Annotated in this window: 17 protein-coding genes, 1 tRNA gene and 1 riboswitch; of the genes, 7 read left to right on the top strand and 11 right to left on the bottom strand. The window is 74.6% G+C overall.

The annotated features are described in order from the left end of the window. Positions 1-109: 109 nt before the first annotated feature. The 7 genes from rho to JIG38_RS09100 form a co-directional block, all read right to left on the bottom strand. The gene (gene rho, locus JIG38_RS09070; protein ID WP_199423463.1) at positions 110-2,218 is read right to left on the bottom strand and encodes a transcription termination factor Rho; all 2,109 of its coding nucleotides are present in this window, start codon (positions 2,216-2,218) and stop codon (positions 110-112) included. A gap of 258 nt (positions 2,219-2,476) precedes the next feature. Continuing rightward, positions 2,477-3,418 carry a homoserine kinase gene (gene thrB / locus JIG38_RS09075; RefSeq protein ID WP_199423464.1) on the bottom strand — a complete coding sequence of 314 codons (942 nt, stop codon included), beginning with the start codon at positions 3,416-3,418 and terminating at the stop codon, positions 2,477-2,479. Between the two features lie 2 nt (positions 3,419-3,420). Beyond that, positions 3,421-4,491: a threonine synthase gene (gene thrC / locus JIG38_RS09080; RefSeq protein ID WP_199423465.1), complete on the bottom strand. Its 1,071-nt coding sequence runs from the start codon at positions 4,489-4,491 to the stop codon at positions 3,421-3,423. Beyond that, complete coding sequence (locus tag JIG38_RS09085; RefSeq protein ID WP_199423466.1) at positions 4,492-5,853, bottom strand: homoserine dehydrogenase; 1,362 nt, start codon at positions 5,851-5,853, stop codon at positions 4,492-4,494. Between the two features lie 113 nt (positions 5,854-5,966). Beyond that, entirely contained in the window at positions 5,967-7,337 is a 1,371-nt protein-coding gene (lysA, locus tag JIG38_RS09090; RefSeq protein ID WP_199423467.1) for a diaminopimelate decarboxylase, read from the bottom strand. Beyond that, the gene (gene argS / locus JIG38_RS09095; RefSeq protein WP_199423468.1) at positions 7,334-9,013 is read right to left on the bottom strand and encodes an arginine--tRNA ligase; all 1,680 of its coding nucleotides are present in this window, start codon (positions 9,011-9,013) and stop codon (positions 7,334-7,336) included. The genes lysA and argS overlap by 4 nt, the downstream gene beginning before the upstream one ends. Positions 9,014-9,039: 26 nt before the next feature. Further along, complete coding sequence (locus tag JIG38_RS09100) at positions 9,040-10,335, bottom strand: MFS transporter (RefSeq protein WP_199423469.1); 1,296 nt, start codon at positions 10,333-10,335, stop codon at positions 9,040-9,042. Between the two features lie 156 nt (positions 10,336-10,491). Here JIG38_RS09100 and JIG38_RS09105 point away from each other — a divergent pair, with 156 nt between their 5' ends. From JIG38_RS09105 to JIG38_RS09115, 3 genes are all read left to right on the top strand, one after another. Further along, a complete protein-coding gene (locus JIG38_RS09105) occupies positions 10,492-11,223 on the top strand; it encodes a FadR/GntR family transcriptional regulator (RefSeq protein ID WP_199423470.1) in 732 nt (243 codons plus the stop codon). 49 nt (positions 11,224-11,272) lie between these two features. Beyond that, a tRNA-Arg gene (locus tag JIG38_RS09110) sits at positions 11,273-11,345 on the top strand. A gap of 409 nt (positions 11,346-11,754) precedes the next feature. Next, positions 11,755-12,351, top strand: coding sequence for a hypothetical protein (locus JIG38_RS09115; protein WP_199423471.1), 597 nt, complete (start codon positions 11,755-11,757; stop codon positions 12,349-12,351). Positions 12,352-12,448: 97 nt separating this feature from the next. Here the strand turns inward: JIG38_RS09115 and JIG38_RS09120 are convergent, their stop codons facing one another. Then, positions 12,449-12,646 carry a hypothetical protein gene (locus JIG38_RS09120; protein WP_233404716.1) on the bottom strand — a complete coding sequence of 66 codons (198 nt, stop codon included), beginning with the start codon at positions 12,644-12,646 and terminating at the stop codon, positions 12,449-12,451. A 300-nt stretch (positions 12,647-12,946) separates the two neighbouring features. Further along, positions 12,947-13,091: riboswitch (cyclic di-AMP (ydaO/yuaA leader) on the top strand. 1 nt (position 13,092) lies between these two features. Between JIG38_RS09120 and JIG38_RS09125 the strand changes: the two genes are divergently transcribed. Both JIG38_RS09125 and JIG38_RS09130 read left to right on the top strand, forming a co-directional pair. After that, positions 13,093-13,866, top strand: coding sequence for a C40 family peptidase (locus tag JIG38_RS09125; protein ID WP_199423473.1), 774 nt, complete (start codon positions 13,093-13,095; stop codon positions 13,864-13,866). A gap of 159 nt (positions 13,867-14,025) precedes the next feature. After that, positions 14,026-14,649 carry a DUF305 domain-containing protein gene (locus JIG38_RS09130; RefSeq protein ID WP_199423474.1) on the top strand — a complete coding sequence of 208 codons (624 nt, stop codon included), beginning with the start codon at positions 14,026-14,028 and terminating at the stop codon, positions 14,647-14,649. 78 nt (positions 14,650-14,727) lie between these two features. On the opposite strand, the gene JIG38_RS09135 is transcribed toward JIG38_RS09130, so the two are convergent. Genes JIG38_RS09135 through JIG38_RS09145 form a run of 3 tightly spaced genes read right to left on the bottom strand, consistent with a single transcriptional unit; the run spans position 14,728 to position 16,594 of the window. Then, positions 14,728-15,354 (bottom strand): peroxiredoxin family protein, encoded by a 627-nt coding sequence (locus tag JIG38_RS09135; RefSeq protein ID WP_199423475.1) that lies wholly within the window; start codon positions 15,352-15,354, stop codon positions 14,728-14,730. Next, complete coding sequence (locus JIG38_RS09140; RefSeq protein ID WP_199423476.1) at positions 15,351-16,286, bottom strand: cytochrome c biogenesis CcdA family protein; 936 nt, start codon at positions 16,284-16,286, stop codon at positions 15,351-15,353. The genes JIG38_RS09135 and JIG38_RS09140 overlap by 4 nt, the downstream gene beginning before the upstream one ends. Continuing rightward, positions 16,286-16,594, bottom strand: coding sequence for a glutaredoxin (locus JIG38_RS09145; RefSeq protein ID WP_199423477.1), 309 nt, complete (start codon positions 16,592-16,594; stop codon positions 16,286-16,288). Before JIG38_RS09145 ends, JIG38_RS09140 begins: the two co-directional genes overlap by 1 nt. A 151-nt stretch (positions 16,595-16,745) precedes the next feature. On the opposite strand from JIG38_RS09145, the gene JIG38_RS09150 reads away from it, so the two are divergent. Further along, complete coding sequence (locus tag JIG38_RS09150) at positions 16,746-17,453, top strand: response regulator (RefSeq protein WP_199423478.1); 708 nt, start codon at positions 16,746-16,748, stop codon at positions 17,451-17,453. After that, a complete protein-coding gene (locus JIG38_RS09155) occupies positions 17,450-18,616 on the top strand; it encodes a sensor histidine kinase (RefSeq protein ID WP_307844745.1) in 1,167 nt (388 codons plus the stop codon). Before JIG38_RS09150 ends, JIG38_RS09155 begins: the two co-directional genes overlap by 4 nt. The last annotated feature ends 30 nt before the right edge of the window (positions 18,617-18,646 follow it).

Genomic DNA, 18,646 nt, shown 5'->3' on the forward strand with positions numbered 1-18,646 from the left:
GGGTCGTGCGCGGGCTCGCGCACGTGAACCGGAACCGGGGGAACAGTCTGCCAGAACGTCGGGGAGGGCACGGATCTTCCCTCCCCGACGACCGGGCGTGGGGTGGCGCTCAGTCGTCCCGGTGGCCCGGGGCGGTCGGCGTCGTCTTCTGGACCTGCAGCAGGAACTCGACGTTGCTGTGCGTCTCGCGCAGCTTGTTGAGCAGGAGCTCGATCGCCTGCTGCTGGTCGAGGGCGCTCATCACGCGGCGCAGCTTCCAGCTGATCTTGAGCTCGTCCGCCGGGATGAGGATCTCCTCGCGGCGTGTGCCCGAGGCGTCCACGTCCACGGCCGGGAAGATCCGCTTGTCCGCGAGCTGCCGGGAGAGCTTGAGCTCCATGTTCCCGGTGCCCTTGAACTCCTCGAAGATGACCTCGTCCGCCTTGGAGCCCGTCTCGACGAGCGCGGTGGCGAGGATCGTCAGCGAGCCGCCGTTCTCGATGTTGCGCGCGGCGCCGAAGAACCGCTTCGGCGGGTACAGCGCGCTCGAGTCGACACCGCCGGACAGGATGCGGCCCGACGCGGGCGCGGCGATGTTGTACGCACGGCCCAGGCGGGTGATCGAGTCGAGCAGCACGACGACGTCCTGGCCCAGCTCGACGAGGCGCTTGGCCCGCTCGATCGCGAGCTCGGCGACCGTCGTGTGGTCGTCGGCGGGCCGGTCGAAGGTCGAGGCGATGACCTCGCCCTTGACCGTGCGCTGCATGTCCGTGACCTCCTCGGGGCGCTCGTCGACGAGCACGACCATGAGGTGGACCTCGGGGTTGTTGGTGGTGATCGCGTTGGCGATCGCCTGGAGCACGAGCGTCTTGCCGGCCTTGGGCGGCGAGACGATGAGGCCGCGCTGACCCTTGCCGATCGGCGCGACGAGGTCGATGACCCGGGTCGTGAGGACGTTCGGCGCGGTCTCGAGGCGCAGGCGCTCCTGCGGGTACAGCGGCGTGAGCTTGCCGAAGTCGGCACGCGTGCGCGACTCCTCCGGCGACATGCCGTTGATCGAGTCGAGCCGCACCAGCGCGTTGACCTTGGAGCTACGGCCCTGGGGCAGCGGCTCGCCGTCGCGCGGCTGCCGCACGGCGCCGACGATCGCGTCGCCCTTGCGCATGCCGTTCTTCTTCACCTGGTTCATCGACACGTACACGTCGTTGTCGCCGGGCAGGTAGCCGGACGTGCGCACGAACGCGTAGTTGTCCTTGATGTCGAGGATGCCCGCGACGGGGAGCAGCACGTCGTCCTCGTGGACCTCGACGTCCTCGAGGCCCGCGAGCTCGCCGCCGCGCGTGCCCGGGCGACGCTTGGTGCGGTCGCGGTCGCGGAAGCGCCCCCGACGACGCCGGCCGCCGCCCTCCTCGTCCTCGAAGCCGTCGGTGCGCGGGCGCTGGTCCCGCTGCTGGTCCGGACGCTGGCCGCCCTGCTGCGCGGCCCGCTGGTCGGTGCGCGCGGCACCCTGCGCCTCACGCTGCGTGCGCTGGCCGTCGGCGGTCGCCGCCTCCGCCGTGTCGGCGCGATCCGAGCGGTCGGTACGGTCGGTGCGGTCGGTGCGGTCGGCGCGGTCCTCGCCGTCGGCGGGCGAGCCCTCGCCGCGACCGGCGCGGCGCGGACGCCGGCCCTCGGTCACCGCGCGGGCGGCCGCCGCGGCGCGCGCGGCGCGCTCGTCGGCCGACTCGTCGCCCGCGGTGGCCGCGCGCTCGGCGCGCGTCCGCGTGCGACGCGGTCCGCCGTCCTCGTCGCGACGCTCGTCGGCCCGCTCGGACCGGACGGGGAGGTCCAGGTCGAGCGTCGGGGCCGTGCGCTCGGCGCGCGCGGCCGCCTCCTCGCGGACGGCGCCCGCACGGGGCTCGCGCGGCTCCGTCCCGCGCTCGGGGGCCGTCGCCGGCTCGGGGGCCGTCGCGCGCTCGGGCGACGTCGTGCGCGGAGCGCGGGACGTCTCGCGTGCCGCGCGGGCGGCGGGCGCCTTCTCCGCGGCAGGGGCCGGGGCGCCGCTGCCCGAGGCCCGACGCTCACGGATCGCGTTCACGAGGTCGCTCTTGCGCATCGCGGAGGTCTGGGTGACGCCGAGCTCGGCGGCGAGCGCCTGGAGCTCGGGCAGCCGCAGCGTCGACAGGGCGCCGCTGCGGCCGGTGCCGCGGGCGGTCTCTGCGGTCGCAGCGCCGTCCACGGCCTCGATGGTGTCTGACACGAAGGATCCTTCCCCCTCGTCGGCGGCCTGCACACGCACAGGTGGGGGGCCGCATGGTTCGATCCGGGCGCGTCGCCCGGTCGGGTCAAGCCGCGGGTGGTCGTACGCCGGTGGTCGACCGAGTGGTGGCTTGTCCCTCCGCACCGGCGGCGTCGCACGAAGGGTGCGCGAGCTCCGCTCGGAATGCCGGGGGGATGCTGCCAGCGTAGCACCGCACGACCGGCGCCGGTCCCGGGTCCCCCGTTCGGCGGGTCGTGCTCAGAGACGCTCGGCGAGCGCCCCGCGGGTGGCGATGCCGGGGGTCAGGACGCGCCAGCCCGACGGCGTCGTCCCGTCGGGCGCGACGGGTCCCAGCAGCGCGGCGCGGCCGCGCGCGCCCGCGTCACCCGACGTCGCGTCCTCGAGCACGAGCACCGACGGCCCGGCGCCGCTGACGACGGCCGCCTGGCCCGCCTCGCGCAGCGCGCGCACGAGCTCCGCCGTGCCCGGCATGACCTGCGCGCGATAGCTCTGGTGCAGGCGGTCCTCGGTCGCCGCGAGCAGCAGCTCGGGGCGGTGGCACAGGGCCTGGACCAGCAGCGCGGCGCGTCCGGCCGTGTGCGCGGCGTCGGCGTGCGGGACCATGGCCGGCAGCACCCCGCGCGCGGTCCGCGTCGAGCACGCGTGCGGCGGGACCAGCACGACGGGCGTCACGCCCGGGTGCACGGGCAGCGCGGTCGCGTGCGGCCCGTCCGGGGCGGTCCACGCGACGGTCGCGCCGCCGAGGATCGCCGGTGCGGCGTTGTCGGGGTGGCCCTCGAACGCGGAGGCGAGCCGGAACGCCACCGTGTCGGACAGCGCCTGCGGCTCGGCCACGAGCATGCGCGCGGCGAGCACGCCCGCCACGACGGCGGCCGCGGACGAGCCCATGCCGCGCCCGTGCGGGATGCGGTTGACGCACGTGAGGTGCAGCCCCACCTGGGGCGCGCCGACCTCGTCGAGCGCGGCCCGGATCGCCCGCACGACGAGGTGGTCCTCCCCCGTCGGCAGCTCGCCCGCGCCCTCGCCCGTGACCTCGACGGTCACCTCGGCGCTGCCGAGGGCCTTGACCTCGACCTCGTCGTAGTGGGCGACGGCGAGCCCGAGGGCGTCGAAGCCCGGGCCGAGGTTGGCGCTCGTCGCGGGGACGCGCACCCGGACGTGGTCGCTGCCGAGGCGCACGGTCAGGCCAGCTCGAGCGCGTCGGCGATCTGCACGACGTCGGCGCCGACCCGGTCGGGTCGCACCTCGGAGCCGTCGGCCGTGCGCAGCGCCCACTGTGGGTCCTTGAGGCCGTGCCCGGTCACCGTCACGGTGATCCGCGCGCCCTGCGGCACGCGGCCCTGCGCGGCGAGCGCGAGCAGTCCCGCGACGCCCGCGGCCGACGCGGGCTCGACGAACACGCCCGCACGGCTCGACAGGAGGCGGTGGGCCGCGAGGATCTGCTCGTCGGTCACGGACTCGATGAGCCCGCCGGACTCGTCGCGCGCCGCGAGCGCCTGCGGCCACGACGCGGGGTTGCCGATCCGGATGGCGGTCGCGATCGTCTCGGGCTCGGTGACCGGGTGGCCGAGCACGATGGGCGCGGCGCCCGCGGCCTGGAAGCCCCACATCGCGGGCGTGCGCGTCGCGGGGCCGTCGGCGGCGTACTCGGTGAAGCCCTTCCAGTACGCCGTGATGTTGCCGGCGTTGCCGACGGGCAGCACGTGGATGTCGGGCGCGTCGCCGAGCGAGTCGACGATCTCGAACGCGCCCGTCTTCTGCCCCTCGATCCGGTCGGGGTTGACCGAGTTGACGAGATCGACCGGGTACGCCTCGGCGAGCTTGCGCGCGGCCACGAGGCAGTCGTCGAAGTTGCCGTCGACCTGGAGCAGGCGCGCGCCGTGGGCCACGGCCTGGCTCAGCTTGCCCATCGCGATCTTGCCGTCCGGCACGAGGACCGCGCACGTCATCCCCGCGACGGCCGCGTAGGCCGCGGCCGAGGCCGAGGTGTTGCCCGTCGAGGCGCACACCACCGCCCGGGCGCCGCGCGCGGCGGCGGCGGACATGGCCGTGGTCATGCCGCGGTCCTTGAAGGAGCCGGTGGGGTTCATGCCCTCGACCTTGAGGTGCACCTCGGCGCCCACGAGCTCGCCGATCGCGGGCGCGGGGACGAGCGGTGTCCCGCCCTCGCGCAGCGTGACCACGCGCTCGGTGAGGTGGGACGGGAGTCGGTCGGCGTACTCGGCGATGACGCCTCGCCACTGGTGGGCCACTCAGGCTCCTTCGACGCGCAGCACGGACAGGACGGAGCGGACGACGAGCAGGGCGCCGACCTCGGTGACCGTGGCCGCGAGGTCGGCGTCGCGCGCCTGGTGGGTCACGACGAGGATGTCCGCACGGTCACCGGCGCCGTCGGCGTCGCCGGCGACGGGCGGGCCGTCGGTCGCGGCCCGGCCCTGACGGACGGTCTCGATCGAGACGCCGTGCGCCGCGAACGCCTGCGCGACCTGGGCCAGGACACCGGGGCGGTCCTCGACGCGCAGGTGGACCTGGTAGCGCGTGAGCGCCTCGCCGACCCCGTGCACGGGCAGCTCGGCGTACCGCGACTCGACGGGACCCTTGCCGCCCAGCACGCGGTGGCGCGCGACCGTGACGACGTCGCCGAGCACGGCGCTCGCCGTCGGGGCGCCGCCCGCGCCGCGGCCGTAGAACATCAGCTCGCCCGCGGCCTGCGCCTCGACGAACACCGCGTTGAAGGCGCCGTGGACGCCGGCGAGCGGGTGGTCGAGCGGCACGAGCGCGGGGTGGACCCGCGCGACGACGCCCGGCACGCCCGGCGCTGCACCCTCGGTGCCCTCGGGCTCGACGAGCTCGGCGATCGCGAGCAGCTTGATGACGTGGCCGGTCCGCCGCGCCCACGCGACGTCGTCGGCCGTGACGTCGAGGATGCCCTCGCGGTGGACGTCGTCCACCGCGACGCGCGTGTGGAAGGCGAGCGACGCGAGGATCGCGGCCTTCGCCGCGGCGTCGTACCCCTCGACGTCGGCGGTCGGGTCCGCCTCGGCGTACCCGAGCTCCTGCGCCTGCTTCACGGCCTGGTCGAGCTCGAGGCCGCTCGTCGTCATCTGGTCGAGCACGTAGTTGGTCGTGCCGTTGACGATGCCGAGCACGCGCGTGACGCGGTCCCCGGCGAGGGACTCGCGCACGGGCCGGACCAGCGGGATCGCGCCCGCGACCGCGGCCTCGAAGTACAGGTCCACGCCGGCCTGGTCGGCCGCGGCGTAGAGCGTCGGCCCGTCGGCCCCGAGCAGCGCCTTGTTGGCCGTGACGACGGCCGCGCCGTGCTCGATGGCGCGCAGCAGGAGCCCGCGCGCGGGCTCGAGGCCGCCCATGACCTCGACGACGACGTCGGCGCGCGTCACGAGGTCCTCGGCGTCGGTGGTGAGCAGCGCGGGGTCGACGACCGGGTCGCGCGGGACGCTCGTGTCCCGCACCGCGATGCCGACGAGGTCGAGCCGCGCGCCCACGCGGGCGGCGAGGTCGTCGCCCTGGGTCAGCAGCAGCCGGGCGACCTCGGTGCCCACCACGCCGCAACCCAGCAGGGCGACGCGCACGGCGCCGTCGGGGACAGCCACGGGGTCCACCTCTCGTCGTCCGGTCGCGGGCGGGACCCAGGATAGGGGCGGCCCGCGCGCCGCCGGACGCGTGTCCCGCCCGTGGGACGGCGGCGCCGACGGCCCCCGCGGGGTCAGCCGACGTCGAGCCCGAGCAGGTCGTCCTCGGTCTCGCGCCGGACGATCACCGTCGCGACGCCGTCGCGCACCGCGACGACCGGCGGGCGCGGGACGTGGTTGTAGTTGGACGCCATCGACCGCCCGTAGGCACCGGTGGCGGGCACCGCCAGCAGGTCCCCCCGCGCGACGTCGGCGGGCAGTGCGACGTCGCGCACGACGACGTCGCCGCTCTCGCAGTGCTTGCCCACGACGCGGGCCCGGACCGTGGCCGCCTCGGCGGCGCGCGAGACGACCGCCGCCGTGTACGCGGCGCCGTAGAGGGCGGGCCGCAGGTTGTCGCTCATGCCGCCGTCGACGGAGACGTAGGTACGCACGAGGTCCTCGGTCACGCTGACGGGCTTGACCGTGCCGACCGTGTAGAGCGTGAGGGTCGTCGGGCCGACGATCGCGCGGCCGGGCTCGATGGAGATCCGCGGCGGAGGTGTGCCGAGCGACGCGCACGCCTCGGCCACGGTACGGGCGGTGTCCTTCGCGACGCGCTCGGGGTCGAGGGGCACCTCCCCCGGCAGGTACGCGATCCCGAAGCCGCCGCCGAGGTCGACCTCGGGCACGAGGTGGCCCGTGAGCGCCGCGAGCTCGGCCCGCAGCGCCATGACCTTGTGCGCCGCGAGCTCGAAGCCCGACGGGTCGAGGATCTGCGAGCCGATGTGCGAGTGGATCCCGAGCAGCTCGAGCTCGGGGCGCGCGAGCACCGCGCGGAGCGCCGCGAGCGCCTGCCCGCCCGTCACCGACAGGCCGAACTTCTGGTCCTCGTGCGCGGTGGAGATGTACTCGTGGCCGCCCGCGTGCACGCCCGTCGTCACGCGGACCATGACGGGGGCACGCGTGCCCGCGCGCGCCGCGGCGTCGGCGACGCGCCCGACCTCCTCGAGCGAGTCGAGGACGATGCGCCCGACGCCCGCGGCGAGCGCCCGGTCGAGCTCGGCGTCCGACTTGTTGTTGCCGTGCAGGCCGACGTCGAGCCCGGGCACGCCGGCGCGCAGCGCGACGGCCAGCTCGCCGCCCGTGGCGGTGTCGATGCGCAGGCCCTCCTCGTGCGCCCAGCGGGCGACCGCGACGCTGAGGAACGCCTTGCCCGCGTAGTAGACGTCCACGCCCACCCCGAGCGGCGCGAACGCCTCGGCGAACGCGGTGCGGAAGTGCCGCGCACGGGCCCGGAAGTCGGCCTCGTCGAGCACGTACGCGGGCGTGCCGTGGTCCGCGGCGAGCGTGCGCAGGTCGACGCCGCCCACGCTCACCGCACCGTCGACGCCGACCTGCGCGCTCGCGGGCCAGACCGCCGGGTCGAGGTGGGGCGGGACGGCGTGCGTCGTGCCCGTGCTCACATACGCTCCGGCGCGGTGACGCCCAGCAGGCCGAGCCCGTTGGCGAGCACCTGACGCGTCGCGTCGTTGAGCCACAGGCGGGTGCGGTGGGTGTCGGAGACCTCCTCGTCGCCGAACGGCGTGACGCGCCGCTGGTCGTACCACTTGTGGTACGCCCCGGCGAGCTCCTCGAGGTGGCGCGCGACGCGGTGCGGCTCGCGCAGCTCGGCCGCCTGCGCGACCACGCGCGGGAACTCGCCGATCTTCGCGAGCAGGGTCGACTCGCTCGGGTGGTCGAGCAGCGCCGGGTCGAAGCCGTCCTCGCGCCGGACCCCCAGGTCCGCCGCGTTGCGCGCGACGTTCGCCGTCCGCGCGTGGGCGTACTGGACGTAGAACACGGGGTTCTCGTTGGTCGACCGGCTGAGCAGGTCGAGGTCGAGGTCGATCGTCTGGTCCGCCGACGACCGCGCGAGGGAGTACCGCGCGGCGTCGACGCCCACGGCGTCGACGAGGTCGTCGAGCGTGACGATCGTCCCCGCGCGCTTGCTCATCCGCAGCGGCTCGCCGTCGCGCAGCAGGTTGACCATCTGGCCGATGAGGATCTCGAGGTGGACGTGCGGCGTGTCACCGAAGGCCGCGCACATCGCCATCATCCGGCCGATGTACCCGTGGTGGTCGGCGCCGAGCATGATGATCGCCCGGTCGAAGCCGCGCTCGCGCTTGTCGAGGTAGTAGGCCAGGTCGCCCGCGATGTAGGCGGCGTCGCCGTCGGACTTGATGATGACGCGGTCCTTGTCGTCCCCGAACTCCGTCGTCCGCAGCCACGTGGCGCCGTCCGCCTCGAAGATGTGGCCGAGCTCGCGCAGCCGCGCGACGGCGCGCTCGACCGCGCCGGTCTCGTGCAGGTGGTCCTCGTGGAAGTAGACGTCGAAGTCCACCCGGAAGTCGTGCAGCTTCTGCTTGATCTCGGCGAACATGAGGTCGACGCCGCGCGCTCGGAAGGCCTCCTGCGCCTCGTCGTCGGGCAGGGTCGTGGGGTCCGGCTCCCCCGCCGCGGTCGCGTCCGCGATCACCTGCGTCGCGATGTCCGCGATGTACTGGCCCCCGTACCCGTCCTCGGGCGCCTCGAGCCCCCGGGCGCGCGCGAGGAGCGACCTGGCGAAGCGGTCGATCTGCGCGCCGTGGTCGTTGAAGTAGTACTCGCGCGTGACGTCGGCGCCGCTCGCCTCGAGCACGCGCGCGAGCGCGTCGCCGACCGCGGCCCAGCGCACGCCGCCGATGTGCAGCGGGCCGGTCGGGTTCGCGGACACGAACTCGAGGTTGATCCGCTGCCCGGCGAGGCCCGTCGTGCGGCCGAACCGCTCCCCCGCCTCCACCACGGCACGCGCGAGCCCGCCGGCCGCCGCGGTGTCCAGCGTGATGTTGAGGAACCCGGGGCCGGCGACCTCGACGGCCGCGACCCCCGGCACCTCGCCCAGCCGCGCGGCGAGCGTCTCGGCCAGCGCGCGCGGCGCCATGCCGGCCTTCTTCGCCAGCTGCATCGCGACGTTCGTCGCCCAGTCGCCGTGCTCCCGCGAGCGGGGGCGCTCGACGGTCACGGTCGCGGGCAGCGCGTCGGCCGGGACGGGGAGCGTGCCGTCGTCGACGGCGGCGGTCAGGACGGCGCGCAGCGCCTCGGACAGCTCAGCGGGGGTCACGGTCCCAGGGTATCGAGACGCGCAGGTCAGCCCGACGGTGCGTCCGCCGGACGGCCGCGGGGCGACCACGTGTCCTCGAGCATCGCCGGGCGGCACGCGACCCAGCCCGCGACGAGCAGCACGGCGCTCGAGACCGCGAGCACGCCCGACGGCGCGGTCCAGCCGCCCGTCGCGCCGTAGAGCACGCCCACGAGCACCGGGCCCGCCCCCGAGATCGCGTAGCCGACGCCCTGCGTGAAGCCCGAGAGGGACGAGGCGCCGGCCGAGGTGCGCGTGCGCAGGTTGATGAGCGCGAGGAGCAGCGGGAACGTGCCGACCCCCAGCCCCAGGCCGACGGACCAGGGCAGCGCGTGCTCGGGCGCCACGAGCATGCCCGACCAGCCGACCACGTACAGCGCGACGAACACCACGACGACGACGTACGGGTTGCGCAGGCGCACGCCGAGCGGCGGCGCGACGAGCGACGGGACGAGGCCGAGGAATCCCACGAGCGCGAGCCACGACCCCGCGGCGGCGGGGTCGTGACCGGCGTCGACGAGCAGGCGGGGCAGCCACGCGAACACCACGTAGGAGTTGAGCGAGTTCATCGCGAACGCGACCGCGAGGCCCCACGCGAGCGGGCTGCGCCACACCCGGCCCGCGTGCCGGTGCCGCGACTCGAGCCGCTGGGTGCCCGACGGCGACCGCCGGAGCACGTCGGCGAGCGCCGCGCGCGCCGCGGCCGACCGCACGACGACGACGACCCACGGCACGACCGCGAGCACGCCGAGCACCGCCCACACCGCGAGCGAGACCCGCCAGCCGAGGCGCTCGGCGGCGGGCACCGCGAGCAGCGGCGGCACCGCCGTGCTGAACGACATCGCGACGGAGTAGGCGGCCGTGACCGGCCCGATCCGGTCGGGGAAGTAGCGCTTGACCAGCGGCGGGAGCAGCACGTTGCCCATGCCCATGCCGGCGAGCGCGATGACGGACCACCCGAGGAACGCGGACGACGTCGCGACGGTCGAGCGGACGACCTCGCCCGCGGCCGAGAGGAGCATGGCCGCCACGAGCAGCGGCTCCAGGCCGACGCGGCGCGCGAGGGCCGGGGTGACCGAGCCGAAGAGCGCGAAGGACGCCACCGGCACCGTGCCGAGCAGGCCGGCCTGGACCTCCGTGAGGTCCAGGTCGGACCCCACGCGGTCGAGGATCGGCGAGACGGACGCGATCGCGATCCGGAGGTTGAGCGCGACGACGAGGATGCCGACCAGCACGAGGATGCGGCCTCGCCACGGGTGCCGCGGGTGCTGCGAGGCGACGTCCGGGACGTGCGGTGCGGGCATGCCGGCCTTCGACGAGCGGTGGGGTTCGGCGCGACTGTACGTGACGGGCCCGCGAGCCGGACGTCCCGTCCCACGCGCGCCACGAGGGTGGAGGATGCGCGGACACCGCCCGGCGGTGTTGACTGCCTCCCACCCCCCGAGACGCCCGGAGACGCGATGAGCCGCCGCACCAACCTCATCGACCTCGCTGTCGGGCGCCTGCGGCAGCAGATCACGTCCGGCGCCTGGGAGGTCGGCACCCGCATCCCGGCCGAGCCCGAGCTCACCGAGCTCATCGGCGTGGGCCGCAACACGGTGCGCGAGGCGGTGCAGTCGCTCGTCCACGCCGGGATGCTCGAGCGTCGGCAGGGCTCCGGCACCTACGTCATCTCCGACTCCGAGCTCGGCAACGCGATGGGCCGGCAGATCGCCGGCGCCCACCAGCGCGACGTGCTCGAGGTGCGCCGCAGCCTCGAGGTCGAGACCGCGCGCCTTGCCGCGCTGCGCCGCACCGACGAGCAGGTCGCCGAGCTCCGCGCGCTGCGCGACGCGCGGTCGGCCGCCTACGCGAGCGGCGAGCTCGACCGCATGGTCGAGGCGGACCTCGCGCTCCACCGCACGATCGCGCGCGCGGCGCACAACCCCGTGCTGCTCGCGCTCTACGAGAACCTCCAGGACGCGATCAGCGAGAACATCCGCTTCAACTTCGAGCACCCCGTGCACGACGACGACTCCCACCACGCGCTCGTCGAGGCCGTGGCGGCGGCGGACGCCGAGGGCGCGATGCGGGAGATCGACCGGTACCTGTCCGACCTCATCGGCGAGGAGCTGCGCCCGACGGAGACCGGCGACGAGGCGACGGACGGCCTCTTCGCGGGCGGCGCGTCCGCGGGCATCGCCCTCGACTGACGGCAGGGACGGGCGCGCCCGGAGGGCTGGTAGTGTTCTGCACCGCCCCGCCCGCGTAGCTCAGGGGATAGAGCGTCTGCCTCCGGAGCAGAAGGCCGCAGGTTCGATTCCTGCCGCGGGCACCCTCATGAGCCCCGGTCCACCGATGGTGGCCGGGGCTTCGTCGTCCCCCCGTCCGTCGAGGTCGGACGGCCGACCCGAGCTCGACGTCCTCGCCCGCGGCGGGACCCTGTGGCGGTGGTGGATCTGTTCAGCCGGGCGCCAGGTCGCTACCGTGACGGTGGGCGGGTGCCGACGGCGCCGTCCCGCGACGAGCCCGCAACGATGCGCGAGCTCCACCGACGTCCGGCCGCCAGGCTCCGGGCGCACGCTCGACCCTCTGCTCTGGCCGGTCGAACCAGCAGCCACCAGCACGGCGACCGCGGCGACGCGCCGCCGCCCGCCCCGCACGTCGAGAGCCCCACCGGCTCAGCAGGCGTCAGGGCGCCGCGCCCACCGACCGCGGGCGCGGAGCGAACCGAGAGGCCCCCGGTGAGAACTTCCTCCGCACGACGCCCGCGACGCGCGCTCGCACTGACCGCCCTCGCCGCCCTGATGACCTTCGGTCTCGCGAGCCCTGCGGGCGCGGCGACCGAGGTGATCCGCACCGACATCCGCGGCCCGCTCATCCAGGCGCAGGCGGACGTGGTCGACGGGTGCATCGAGCAGCACCTGTTCGTCCAGGCGTTCGTCGACGACCAGGGACGACCGTTCGTCGTCGTCCTGGACTCACGCGTGGACATCTGCGGCGGAGACAGCGGCAGCTTCGCCGAAGGCACCGCCACGCCCGAGGTCCTCGACGTTCGCCCGAACCTGTCGACCGGCCGGCTCGTGGCAAGCGTCCCGATGGTCTTCTCGGACGGCACGTCCGCCGGCACGGTGGCACTCGACCTGACCTTCACCGGAACCGGACCGATCTCGCGTCAGCACATCCGACAGACGGTGCGCGACCCGGGTGGGACCTCGTCGACGTCCACCGACCACAGCACGTCCCGAGCGGCGACGGTCGCAGGGACGCCGGACCTGGTCTTCGAGTTCGCCGCCGTCGCGATCGTGCGGCAGGGCGAGTTCGTCCGCACCCACACCTGACCAGCGGCTCGGCGAGCGGTGCGCCTCGCCTCCGCGAGCAGAGGGCCGCAGGTGAGGTCCCTCGCCGCGGGCGGGCCGGCTCAGCGACCGTCGAGCGTCACGTCGGTGCTCTCCTCCCCGCGTCGGTCCCCGCGGCGAGCTCCTCCCTGACCTCCCGGTAGGTCTCCACGTCGATGTCGCCGGCCGCGAGGCGCGCGTCGAGGACGGCACGCGCGTCCGGCTCGGCCTGGGCCGGGAACAGACGACTCACCGCCCCCACGACGACGCCGACCACGACGACCCAGAACGCGATCATGGAGAGCCATCCTCCGGCCGCCATCTGACCGCACCACGGACCCATGGCCGTCTCCCGCTCTCTCCCGGGCGCCCCGTGGCGCCTGCGTCCACCGTCTCGGGGACGGGTCAAGAAGCACCGGGGATCCGGTGAAGAGTCGCTGAAGACGCGAGGCGACCCGCCCGCCCCGTCGAACGCCCGCGCAGCGCCCGTCGTCACCGATTCGTGACAATCGGACGGACGCCTGCCTACCATGTGCGCGCTCGGGGTCGTCCCGGGCGTCCCGAGGCGGACCGCCGAGTCCTGCCACCGCCGAGGGGACAGCTCGAACCGCCGGCAGGAGCGGGGGAACCACATCGCGGCCGCGACCTCGTCGTCGGCCTTGGGGTGAAGCCGGACACCGTCCGGCCGGGCGCACTCCCGCCCGAACCCGACAGCTCACCTCGTAGGCGACCGGAGAGGTTCCCATGCCCGCACCCTGTGCCCGGGCGCGCCACCGCGCCCCAGGCGGACCGCACACGATCCTGCACGACGTCGCCGCAGGTACCGCGCAGGTCGTCGAGGGCACCGGGCGCCGCGCCGTCGTCGTCGTCGGTGCGTCCGGTCTGGTCGCGTCGATGCTGGCGGGACCGGCTGCGGCCGCCCCGGCCGACCACCCGAACCTGCCGACCGTCGACACCGCGTCGCTCACGGTCCCGGCCCAGCAGGCCCTCGCGGTCTCGGCGCCCGTGTCGGTGCCCGTGGACGCCGCCTGGACGTTCGACGTCCCGGCGATCACCGTGGTCGCCGACCCGCCGCCGCCGCCGCCGGAGCCCGAGCCGGAGCCGGAGCCGGCCGCGTCGCGGGGGGCGGAGCGCGCGACGCCCGCGCCGGAGACGTCGATCGGTGCGCCCGCGCCGGCGAGCGCGAACGGGAGCGCGATCGTCGAGATCGCCTCGCGCTACGTCGGCGTGCCCTATGTGTGGGGCGGGACGACCCCCGACGGCTTCGACTGCTCGGGCTTCACGTCCTACGTCTACGCCCAGGTCGGCATCACCCTCCCCCGCACGTCCGCGGACCAGCGCTACGCCGGCACCGTCGTGCCGTTCGACCAGGCGCAGCCCGGTGACCTGATCTGGTCCCCTGGCCACATCTCGATCTACGCCGGGGGCAACCTCCAGGTGGACGCCCCGGTCCCGGGCAAGACGATCCAGATCCGCGAGATCTGGCAGTCGGACCCGGTGTTCATCCGCGTGGGCTGACGCGCCCGCACCGTCGCAGCCCGGGGCGGACCAGCCTTCGTGGGATCTTCATCGACGCGCGAGCGGACGTGCCCCGTCGTGGCGCAGGCTTGAAGCACGCCCCTCCCCGGGCGACGTCGTGCCGTCGTCCAGGGGCGACCGACGCGAGGAGACCCACCGATGACCCGAACCCGCCGATCCCTTGCCGCCGTCAGCGGGGCGCTGCTCCTCGCGGCCTCGCTCACCGCGTGCGCCGGCACCGCGGACGAGACGGGTCCGGCGGCGGAGACGTCGGCGTCCCCGTCCGCGGACGAGACCGCCGCGGCGGACGCGCACAACGACGCGGACACCCAGTTCGCCCAGATGATGGTCGTGCACCACGAGGGCGCCATCGAGATGGCCGAGCTCGCGGTGGAGCGCGGGGGCAGCGAGGAGGTCCGGGCCCTCGGTGAACGCATCGCCGCCGCCCAGGGCCCCGAGATCGACACGATGACGTCCTGGCTCGAGGCGTGGGGCGAGGAGGCCCCCGCGGGGATGGACATGGGCGGCATGGACCACGGCGACATGCAGATGGACGGCATGGACCAGGAGATGGTCATGGGCCAGCTCTCCGACCTCACGGGCGCCGAGTTCGACCGGCGCTTCCTCGAGCTCATGATCGAGCACCACCGCGGCGCCATCTCGATGTCCGAGCAGCACCGTGAGGAGGGTCGGAACCCGGAGGCGATCCAGCTCTCCGGCGACATCATCGACGCCCAGACCACCGAGATCGCCGAGATGACCGACCTCCTCGCGACGCTGTAGCCGGCCTCCGACTCGGAGGTCCTCTCCCCCGTCGCAGCCAGTGACATGGCGCGAGCCGTGAGGTGGGAGCGGTCGTCGTCACAGCCGGCTCTGCACCTCGTCGAGGAGGTCCTGGGGCGCGAGCCACATCGACGGGTAGCTGCCGTACCACTGCTGCACGCCCTCGGCGTCGACGAGGACGAACCCGTGACCCGGGAGGCCCGGGTGCATGCCGGTGCCGAGCGTCCCGTACTGCTCGGAGACGGTGCCGTCGTCGAGCAGGAAGTCCGACGCGACGCCGAGCCGGGTGCGCTCGGCATTGATCTGCTCGGCGGTGTTCATCACGATCGGCAGGACGGTGATCCCCGCCTCGGCGAAGGCCGGGTCCTTCTCGATCTCGGCCATCTGCATGAGGCACGAGTCGCAGCCGGCGCCCTCGTTGAAGTACAGGACGACGGGCGAGCCCTGCAGCTCGGAGAGCGTCACCGTCCGGCCGTCCGACGTCGGCAGCGTGAAGTCGGGGGCGACGCGGGCGTCCGACGACTCGACCGGCCTGGACGCGAGGAGCGCCGCCACGACGAGGGTCACGACGACGACGAGCGCCGCACCCCACGCCGCCAGGCTGATGCGGTGCCGTCGCCTGGCCGTGGCGAGCCGTCCCCCGCGGAGCTCGTCGAGCATCTCCTGACGCTCGGCCTGACGACGGACTGCGGTTCCGGAGGTCATCGGACCACGTCTCCTTCGGTGGTGGTGCTGTGGCAGCTGGGGGCGTCGGCCGGCGCGGTGGAGGGGTGCGGTCCGCGGCGGCCGGCAAGCGTCGCCCACACGAACACGGCGGCGAGAGCGAGCAGTGCCGTCCCGAGGACCGGCTCGGGCACCGGGCTCACCCAGGCCTGCACGGCGAGGAGGACGTCGGTGAGGGTGCTCGCGGCGACGTCCTGAGCGGCCGTCCCGCCCGTCATGTCCGTGTCGCCGGCGAGCGCGATGACGAAGACACCCATCACCACGAAGCCGAGGGCGACGGCGATGTTCAGGCTGTTCGTCGCGATCGCCCGGCCCGCGACGTGCACGCGCACGGGACGGGCGCGCAGGAGCTGCCGCTCGCCGAGCCGTGCCCGGTCCCAGACCAGCGCCATGACGAACAGCGGGAAGACCATGCCGAAGACGTACGCCAGGCCCAGGGCCAGGCCTCCGACGGCCGACCCGGACAGGACCGAGAGCGTCATGACGCCGGCGAGCACGGGGGCGCAGCAGCTCGACGCCACACCGGAGAAGACGCCGAGGGCGAAGAAGCTCGCGGTGTCGCCCCGCGAGGTGTCCGGCGCGCGGAGGACGGTCGGCAGCGACCACATGGTGCCCGAGAACGAGAGCGCGGCCAGGGCGAACATGAGCACGCCGCCCGCGATGTAGAGGGGCACGTGGTAGCGCGCGATCGCGCCCGCCAGCAGGCTCGTGCCGAGCGTGATCGGGACGAGCACGACCGCGAGACCGGCGGCGAAGACGAAGGTCAGCGGCAGGAGCCGCCACCGGCGGTTCTTCACGGCTCCCGCGAGGTAGCTGGGCGCGAGGAACACGATGCAGCAGGGCGCGAAGAGCGCGACGCCCCCGGCGAAGAAGGCCGCGAGGATGCTCCCCGTGGTGAGCAGCTCGGCGCCCATCAGGCGCTCACGACGCGGGGGGCGGGGCGTGCAGCGGCACGAGCGGCGAGGAGCTTCGCGAGCTTCCTGCGCGGGAGGCGCCCCGAGCTGAAGTACTCCCCCTCGACGAGCACCAGGGGGTTCATGGCGGGCCGGTGCCGCCGCACCAGCTGCGCCCCGTCGGCGGACTCGAGCTCCACGACGCGCACGGCCAGGGGCCACGTCTCGCCGAGCTCGGCCAACGTGCGGGTCGCGTCGTCGCAGAAGTGGCACGCCGGTGCGTGCACGACGGTCACGTGGACGGCGGGGACGTCGGGCGTCGGTGTCATCGGGCTCTCCGGGAGGCAGGGGGTCGTTCCCGACCACGGTCCCGGGTACGTGCTGCGCTCCCGTCGTCGTTCGATCAACGTTCCGTGAAGCCCGCGGCGAGCGGGCACCGCGGGCGCCGTCGGCGGCGGAGGCGCCCGCACAATGGGGACCATGGCTCCCTCGACGACACGCCGCGCCCTGGTCATCGACGACGAGCGGGCGCTGGCCTCGCTCGTCGGGGGGTACCTCGAGCGCGAGGGCTTCGAGGTCCACCTCGCCCACGACGGTCACGACGGTCTCGAGCGGGCGCGGTCCGTCGACCCCGACCTCGTCGTGCTCGACCTGGGCCTTCCCGGGCTCGACGGCATCGAGGTGTGCCGCCTGCTCCGGACGTTCTCGGACTGCTACGTCGTGATGCTCACGGCACGGTCGGAGGAGATCGACACGCTCATCGGCCTGTCGGTCGGGGCGGACGACTACATGACCAAGCCCTTCAGCCCGCGTGAGCTGGTCGCCCGTGTCTCGACCCTCTTCCGACGCCCGCGCCGGGCCGCGAGCCCGGCGCCGGGCGCCGAGCCGCTGCGCGTGGGCCCGCTCACGCTCGACCTCGAGTCCCGCGAGGTGAGGGTCGACGACTCCGTGGTCGCGCTGACGAGGACGGAGTTCGACGTCCTCAGCACGCTGGCCCGCTTCCCCCGACGGGTGTTCAGCCGCCGGGCGCTCATCGACGAGGTCTGGGGGCAGAACTGGGTCGGTGACGAGCACCTCGTCGACGTGCACGTGCTGCACGTGCGGCAGAAGCTCGGTGACACCGCAGCAGCGCAGCGCTTCGTGCGGACGGTCCGTGGCGTCGGGTACCGGCTGGGGTCCGGGGAGTGAGCACGCACGGGTGGTCGAACCCCACCCACGGCCTCGCCGCCCGCCTGCTCGGCGCCCTCGCCCTGGTGGTCCTGGCGGGTGGGCTCACCGCCTGGCTCGTCGCCGGGGCGGTCGGGCCGGCGGTCTTCCACGACCACATGATCGAGGCGGGCCTCCACGAGGAGACACCCGCCGTGCTCCATGCCGAGGAGGCGTTCCGGTCGTCGAGCGCCCTGGCCCTGACGATCGCCCTGAGCGCGTCGGTGCTGGCGTCCCTGGCGGTGAGCCTCGTCCTCACGCGGCGCATCTCCCTGTCGCTGCGGACGCTCGCGACGGCCGCCACCCGGGTCGCTGCCGGGCACTTCGACTCCCGCGTCGCCACCCCACGACTGGGCGACGAGTTCGAGCAGCTGGCGCAGGCGTTCAACGACATGGCCGACCGGCTGCGTGAGAGCGACGCGCTGCGGCGACGACTGCTCTCGGACGTCGCCCACGAGGTGCGCACGCCCGTCGCCGTCCTCAACGCCTACCTCGAGGCGGTCGAGGACGGCGTGGAGAGCCTGAGCCCCGAGACCCTCGCCGTCCTGCGCGACCAGGGGTCACGCCTGACCCGCCTGGCGACGGACCTGGCGTCCGTCACCCGGGCCGAGGGCGGTGACCTGGTCCTCGTGCTCCAGCCCGCGTCGGCGGCGGAGATCGTCGAGAGGGCGCGCGCGGCGGCCCAGGAGCAGTGCGCCGCACGAGGCGTGACGCTCGACGTCGAGGTCGAGCCCGACCTTCCCCCGGTCACGGTGGACCTGGACCGCATCGGCCAGGTCCTGGCCAACCTGCTGGAGAACGCGCTCCGGCACACGCCGCCCCACGGCGAGGTCGTGATCAGCGCCACCCGGGCCGAGGAGCACACGGTGCGTCTCGCCGTGACCGACACGGGCGAGGGCATCGAGGCCGCGCACCTCGAGCACGTCTTCGAGCGGTTCTACCGCGTCGACACGGCACGCGACCGGTATCACGGCGGGTCGGGCATCGGCCTGGCGATCGTGCGCGCGATCGTCACGGCCCACGGTGGGCACGTCCGCGCCTCGAGCCGAGGGCCCGGGACCGGCGCCCGCTTCGAGGTCGACCTCCCCGCGCTCGAGCCGCGGACCGCGGAGCGTCCCCGCCGCCAGGAGCCGCGCACTTCATGAGATCTTCATCGGGCGTGCGGTGATCCGGGA

The organism is Actinotalea solisilvae (assembly GCF_016464425.1).
GTDB lineage: Bacteria > Actinomycetota > Actinomycetes > Actinomycetales > Cellulomonadaceae > Actinotalea > Actinotalea solisilvae.